The organism is Micromonospora sp. NPDC007208 (assembly GCF_042869175.1).
In the GTDB taxonomy this organism is placed as follows: Bacteria; Actinomycetota; Actinomycetes; order Mycobacteriales; family Micromonosporaceae; genus Micromonospora; species Micromonospora foliorum.
Window position 1 is genome coordinate 1 of record NZ_JBIAFG010000037.1, and the last position, 1,116, is coordinate 1,116.

Annotated in this window: 1 protein-coding gene; it reads right to left on the reverse strand. The window is 66.7% G+C overall.

Annotated elements, in window-relative coordinates; genetic code table 11:
• Window positions 1–8: 8 nt before the first annotated feature.
• Window positions 9–1,116 (reverse strand): IS30 family transposase (locus ACFYL6_RS33150; RefSeq protein WP_387177153.1); only part of this gene is annotated, 1,108 nt, incomplete at its 5' end.

A 1,116-nucleotide genomic window follows, 5' to 3' on the forward strand; every position in this document is an offset into this window, starting at 1 on the left:
CGGCGGGCTCAACCGGTGGTTGCAACATTGAGGAGTTGGGTCATTTTCTCGCCTGGGGTTGCCCAGCCCAGGGTCATGCGGGGGCGGTCGTTGAGTTCGTCGGCGACGTGGTCGAGGCCGGTTTGGTCGATGGTGGTGAAGTCGAATTGGCCTTTGGGGAAGTACTGGCGTAGCAGCCCGTTGGTGTTCTCGTTGCTGCCACGCTGCCAGGGGCTGTGCGGGTCGCAGAAGTAGACCGGGCAGTCGGTGGCGATGGTGAAGTCACGGTGTCGGGCCATCTCGACGCCCTGGTCCCAGGTCAGCGAGGCCCTCAACCGCTGCGGTAGCCAGGTCATCGCCGCGGCGAGTTGGGACACGACGTGTTCGGAGACCTTGCCCTCGGGCAGTCCGACCAGGATCACGAACCGGGTAGCGCGTTCCACCAGCGTGGCGATCGCGGAACCACCACGCCCACCCCGACGGACCCCCTCGAGGAGATCACCCTCCCAATGACCGGGCACCGCCCGGTCAGCGACCTCAGCCGGACGGTCAGCGATGCGCAGGTTCACCCACGGCCGCGCCGAACGCACCGCCCCGGCCGGCGCCGCCCGACGCCGGCGAGCCGCCCGACCCGAGCGCAACGCCACCTGCCGCGTCAACTCCGCCCGCAAGTTACCCCGCGCCTGCAGGTAGATCGCCTGATAAATCGTCTCGTGCGACACCCACATCTCCGGCATGTCCGGGAACTGCACCCGCAGCCGAGCACTGACCTGCTGCGGCGAACGACGTCGCCGCAGCATATCCAGCACCACCTCACGCAACGGCCCGTCAACAGCCAACACCGGCACCCGCCCGGACCGGTTATGCCGCAGAAACGACGCCCACTGCGCCATCAACGGCTGATACCGCTGCCCATAACGCTCGAACCGACCCACCTCCCGCGAGATCGTCGACACCGACCGCCCCAACCTCCGCGCGATCGACCCCAACGACTCACCCGCAGCCCGACCCAACCCAATCTGCTCCCGCTCCAACGGACTCAACCTCGACGCCATAACCACCCCAACGACAATCACCAAAGGGGGTGTTGCAACCACCAGTTGAGCCCGCCCACGTAACGGAAACTGTCCAAGATCT